Annotated in this window: 5 protein-coding genes; 1 reads left to right on the top strand and 4 read right to left on the bottom strand. The window is 62.5% G+C overall.

Annotated features, from left to right (window positions below; all coding sequences use genetic code 11):
* Positions 1–80 precede the first annotated feature (80 nt).
* On the bottom strand, positions 81–737 hold the full coding sequence (locus tag ACW9I6_RS30485) for a TetR/AcrR family transcriptional regulator (RefSeq protein WP_003215344.1): 657 nt from the start codon (positions 735–737) through the stop codon (positions 81–83).
* 153 nt (positions 738–890) lie between these two features.
* Here ACW9I6_RS30485 and ggt point away from each other — a divergent pair, with 153 nt between their 5' ends.
* Complete coding sequence (ggt, locus tag ACW9I6_RS30490; protein ID WP_003215346.1) at positions 891–2,615, top strand: gamma-glutamyltransferase; 1,725 nt, start codon at positions 891–893, stop codon at positions 2,613–2,615.
* Here ggt and ACW9I6_RS30495 read toward each other — a convergent pair.
* The 3 genes from ACW9I6_RS30495 to pnuC all read right to left on the bottom strand — a co-directional run bounded on the left by ACW9I6_RS30495 (position 2,612) and on the right by pnuC (position 5,352).
* Positions 2,612–4,129, bottom strand: coding sequence for an FAD-dependent oxidoreductase (locus tag ACW9I6_RS30495; protein ID WP_457340170.1), 1,518 nt, complete (start codon positions 4,127–4,129; stop codon positions 2,612–2,614). The genes ggt and ACW9I6_RS30495 overlap by 4 nt on opposite strands.
* A gap of 141 nt (positions 4,130–4,270) precedes the next feature.
* Complete coding sequence (locus ACW9I6_RS30500; protein WP_457340171.1) at positions 4,271–4,792, bottom strand: AAA family ATPase; 522 nt, start codon at positions 4,790–4,792, stop codon at positions 4,271–4,273.
* Complete coding sequence (pnuC, locus tag ACW9I6_RS30505; RefSeq protein WP_003215352.1) at positions 4,789–5,352, bottom strand: nicotinamide riboside transporter PnuC; 564 nt, start codon at positions 5,350–5,352, stop codon at positions 4,789–4,791. The genes ACW9I6_RS30500 and pnuC overlap by 4 nt, the downstream gene beginning before the upstream one ends.
* Positions 5,353–5,460 lie beyond the last annotated feature (108 nt).

A 5,460-nucleotide genomic window follows, 5' to 3' on the forward strand; every position in this document is an offset into this window, starting at 1 on the left:
AGCGGTTCGTCAGTCGCCAAATATATTGACTGATACACCGCATTCGCGAGCAAGCCCGCTCCCACATTTAGATCCAGGTTCTACCGTTGGATGGGCGGTGTCACGCATACCCCGCGCAACACCAGATCACTGATAAACCCCAGCCAATCCCGCTGCTGGGTCTTATCCGCCAAATCCTCCCCCAAAAACGAACTCAGCGTGTGCTGGTTGGAGTTATAGAAGTAGCACAACGAAGCAATCATCAAGTACACATGCTTGATGTCCACATCTTCACGAAACAGCCCCTGGGCCTGGCCCGCTTCAATGATCGGCCGCAACACCCCAACTGCCTCCCCGGACAACCGCCGCAGTTCACCCGACTGCTTCGCATGCTTGCCCTGGTGCAGGTTCTCGATGCTCAGGATCGCCACAAACTCGGGATGCTTGACGTAGTAATTCCAGATAAACCCCACCAGCGCCTGCAACGCTTGCACCGGTGCAGTCAGGTCGAGCTTGAGCTTGCTTTCGGCCTTGTTGAACTGTTCATAGGTGTGCTCCAGCACACACACAAACAGGTGCTCCTTGCTGCCGAAGTAGTAATACAGCATGCGGTCGTTGGAGTCGGCCTCGCGGGAAATGCTTTCCACACGCCCGCCGGAATAGCCGTCGCGGGTGAAGACCTTGACCGCCGCCTGGAGAATCCGCGCGCGGGTCTGGTCGGCTTGCTGGGCGCGGATACCGGTCTTCTTGATCACCATCGAAAAGCCTCTGCTGCGCGGCGTAAAGGCCCGGAATATAGCATGGGCATTATTCCGTTACCGACAGGCTCTGTCACAAACGCGGCATAACGCTGGGGCTTGGATCGGAAACGTATTACTTTCTAGTTCTTCTAATAAACAGAGTATGCAGGGATGAAATACCAACCGTTTACCCGAACTTTGATTGCCACCGCGCTGGTGCTGACTGTCAGCGGCGTGCAGGCGGCCTCCCAGGCCCCGGTGGCTGGCGAAAATGGCATGGTGGTCACCGCCCAGCATCTGGCGACCCATGTGGGCGTGGATGTGCTCAAGGCCGGCGGCAACGCCGTGGATGCGGCGGTGGCGGTGGGCTACGCCCTGGCCGTGGTGTACCCGGCGGCCGGCAACCTCGGCGGCGGTGGGTTCATGACCGTGCAACTGGCCGACGGCCGCAAGACCTTCCTCGACTTCCGCGAAAAAGCCCCGCTGGCCGCGACCGCCGACATGTACCTGGACAAGGACGGCAACGTGGTCCCGGACCTCAGCTCCAAGGGCCACCTGGCGGTCGGCGTACCCGGCACCGTATCGGGGATGGAACTGGCGCTGAGCAAATACGGCACCCTCAAGCGCGCCCAGGTCATCGCCCCGGCGATCAAGCTGGCCGAAGACGGTTTTGCCCTGGAGCAGGGCGATGTCGACCTGCTGCACACCGCTACTGACGAATTCAAGAAAGACAAAGACCTGCGCGGCATCTTCCTGCACGGCGGCGAGCCGATGCTGGTGGGCCAGAAGCTGGTGCAGAAAGACCTGGCGAAAACCCTGCGGGAAATCTCCGCCAAGGGCACCGATGGCTTTTACAAAGGCTGGGTAGCCAAGGCGATTGTGGATTCCAGCCAATCAGGCAAAGGCATCATCACCCAGGCCGACCTGGACAAATACAAGACCCGCGAACTGGCGCCCATCGAGTGTGACTACCGTGGCTACCACGTGGTGTCCGCGCCACCACCGAGCTCGGGCGGGGTGGTCATCTGCGAAATCATGAACATCCTCGAAGGCTACCCGATGGCCGACCTCGGCTATCACTCGGCCCAGGGCCTGCACTACCAGATCGAAGCCATGCGCCACGCGTACGTCGACCGCAACAGCTACCTCGGCGACCCGGACTTCGTGCAGAACCCGGTCGAGCACCTGCTGGACAAGGATTACGCCGCCAAACTGCGCGCTGCCATCGACCCGCAGAAAGCCGGGATCTCCCAGGACATCAAGCCGGGCGTTTCGCCCCACGAAGGCAATAACACCACCCACTACTCCATCGTCGACAAGTGGGGCAACGCGGTCTCGGTGACCTACACCCTCAACGACTGGTTCGGCGCGGGCGTGATGGCGAGCAAGACCGGGGTGATCCTCAACGACGAAATGGACGACTTCACCTCCAAGATCGGCGTGCCGAACATGTACGGCCTGGTGCAGGGCGAAGCCAACGCCATTGCTCCGGGCAAGACGCCGCTGTCGTCCATGAGCCCGACCATCGTCACCAAGGATGGCAAGGCGGTGATGGTGGTGGGTACGCCGGGTGGCAGCCGTATCATCACGGCCACGTTGCTGACCATCCTCAACGTGATCGACTACAAGATGAACATCCAGGAAGCCGTGGACGCCCCGCGTTTCCACCAGCAATGGCTGCCTGAGGCGACCAATATCGAACGCTTTGCCCTGAGCCCCGACACCCAGAAAATCCTCGAAGGCTGGGGCCACAAGTTTGCCGGCCCGCAGGACGCCAACCACCTGGCGGCGATCCTGGTAGGCGCGCCGTCCCTGGACGGCAAGCCGGTCGGCAATAACCGTTTCTATGGGGCCAACGACCCTCGGCGCAATACCGGGTTGTCGCTGGGCTACTAAAGCCCGCGGATCAGCTCCAGCACCTCGGCCTTCTTCAGCGGGTGCTTCAGGCGTTGCGAGAGCAGCGCCATGGCCCGCTGATGTTCACAGGCAACTACCGCTTCCACTTCGTCGCCCTGGCAGAGCAGGGCGATGAAGTCGTGGCGCTGCAGGTCGCCTTCCACGTGGAGCTGATTCCAGTGGCGGGGGTGGCCCAGCAGTTCAAAGGTCTTGCCGAAGTGATACGTCCAGAAGAACGGCACATCGGCAAACACCTGTTGTGCGCCCAGCATATTGCGCGCCGCCAGCACCCCGAGTTGCTGCGCCACACGCCAGTGTTCGATGCGCACGGGTTGGCCGTTCCATGGAAAGGTCACCATATCGCCCGCCGCCCATAGTCCGGGCGCGACAGACAAACCGGCATCGGCTTTCAGCGACTGGTCCTCGGCTTTTTCCAGCCCCTCGACAAACCCCGTGGCAGGCGTGACGCCGACGCCTATCAGTACCAGGTCTGCGGCCAATCTGTGGCCGTTTTTCAGCACCACCGTCGTCACGTCCATGTGGCCTTCCAGGCGTGCAGGCTCGCTGGCGGTGTGGAATATCACGCCGTTGGCTTCATGCAATTGGCGCAGTGAGGCACCGATGCGCTTGCCCAGTTGGGCCGCCAGCGGAATCTCGTGACGGCCCACCACCTGCACCGTCAACCCGCGCTTGCGTAAGGCGGACGCGGCTTCCAGGCCGATAAAACTGTCGCCGATGATCACTGCACATGTGCCCGGTTGAGCCGCCTTGACGATACGCGCCGCATCGTCCCGGGAGCGCAACACGAACACGTTGTTGAGTACGGTGCCCGGAATATCCAGCGGCCTGGCTTCGCCGCCGGTGGCCAGCAGTGCGGCGTCGTAGTCGAAATGGCGACCGTCCGCAAGCTCGAGGCGCTTGGCTTGAGGGTCGAGGTGGCGCACTTCGCCGTGGATCCGCGACGCGTGGCAGGTGGCCTCGTCCAGCAAGGGCGGTGTTTCCTGCGGCGGCATCTCGCCGCAGATGACGAATTTGCTCAGGGCGGTGCGGTCGTAGGCGGGGTCCTGTTCCTGGTCGATCCACAACAACCGGCCGCTGAAACCCTTGCGGCGCAGCGTGGCCACGGCCGCCGAACCGGCTGCACCGGCGCCAATCACGATAAAGCAGCGCGAATCGTTGGTGTGCGGGGCAACGGGCGAGGGCAGTGCCTCGTCGCCCACACTGACCACGCCGTCGTGAATCTCCACCGGGTACTGCTTGAGCTGCACCAGCGCGGGCGGCTCGCAGACCTGGCCGTCATCCACCCGGAAGGCCGCCTTGTGCCACGGGCAAATGATCCTCCCGTCACAGACCACGCCTTGCTCCAGGGGCGCCCCGGCGTGGGGGCAATCCGCCTGATAGGCACGAACCTCGCTACCCGAACGCACCAGCAGGATGTGATGGGCGGCGGTTTCAACACGAACGCCACGGTCTTCGGGCAAGTTGATCAAGCGGGCAACGATGCGCATGTTCATAGGCCAATCTCCTTTTAAGGATTGACCTGTGCCCCGGGTAGAGGACTGCGTTGACCCGATAACCGGTCTTCAGCCCTGCGCGCCAGAGCGTTGAAAGTGGGCCATGCCTAACGAGCGGTGCATGAAAACCGTCCCCGCCGGTCAATCCAGCAGTTGTTCCACAGCTGAAAAGGCCTGGTCCTGGCGTGCTTGCCAATCCCCACGGATGACCCGTAACGGCTGATGATGTTGCTCCAGCCAGTCACGACTGGCCTGGAAAAACGCCAGGCGATCGGCAAACTCCGGCTGGCAGCGCTGGCCATCGGCGGTCCACTCCACGTCTTCCGGCGACAGCAGCAGGTGCAGGTCGTAGTGGCGGGCGAGCAGTTCGCTGTCGAGCCACGCCGGGTAGTCGCCAAACAGGGTCTGGCTCCACAGCTTATTGGTCAGCAGGTTGGTGTCGAGGATCAGCAATGCCGGCTGCGCGGCGCGGGCGGTATCTTCCCAGGCCAACTGGCCCCGGGCGATCTCCGGGATATCCGCCAGGGTGGTATCGCGCTGGTGGTGGTCGATGAAATGACGCACGTATTCGCCCACCATCACCCCGCCAAAATGTGCCTGCAACTGGGCGGCCAGCCAGCTTTTACCGCTGGATTCCGGGCCGGCCAGTACCACCACCTTCATGCGTGCAACGCCGGGTCGGCGCGCCATTCACGCCAGCCCTGCACGGCGATCACGGTGAACAAGGCGTAGAGCGCGGCGGTGAGGTACAGGCCTTTGTAGAGGAACAGCCCGACGAAGATCACATCCACGGTGATCCACAACGGCCAGCACTGCACGCGTTTTTGCGCCATCCACATCTGCGCCACCAGGCTGAAGCCGGTCAGGGCCGCGTCCAGCCAGGGTTGGGCGGCGTCGGTCCAGTGGGCCATGGCTGCGCCCAGCAACAGGCTGCCCACAGCACCCACAGCCAGGCCTTGCAGGATCGGTTGCAGGCCCAGGCTGGTGACTTGCCGGCCTTGCTTGACCTCACCGGCGCGGGTCCACTGCCACCAGCCGTAGAGTTGCAGGGCGGCGTAGATCACTTGCAGGAGCATGTCGGAGTAGAGCTTCACATCGAAGAAGATCCAGGTGTACAGCAGCACCATCACCAGGCCGATGGGCCAGCACCACGGGTTCTGTTTAACCGTCAACCAGACAGCGATCACCCCCAGGGCGGCGGCAAACAGTTCAAGCCCGGACATGGCGGTTCCTTGGGGGAGTCGAAGAGGGCGCTGATTGTAACCAATGTGGGAGCGGGCTTGCTCGCGAATGCGGTGAGTCAGCCAACAAATTTGGCACTGATACACCGC

This window comes from Pseudomonas sp. SDO5522_S412 (assembly GCF_054071215.1).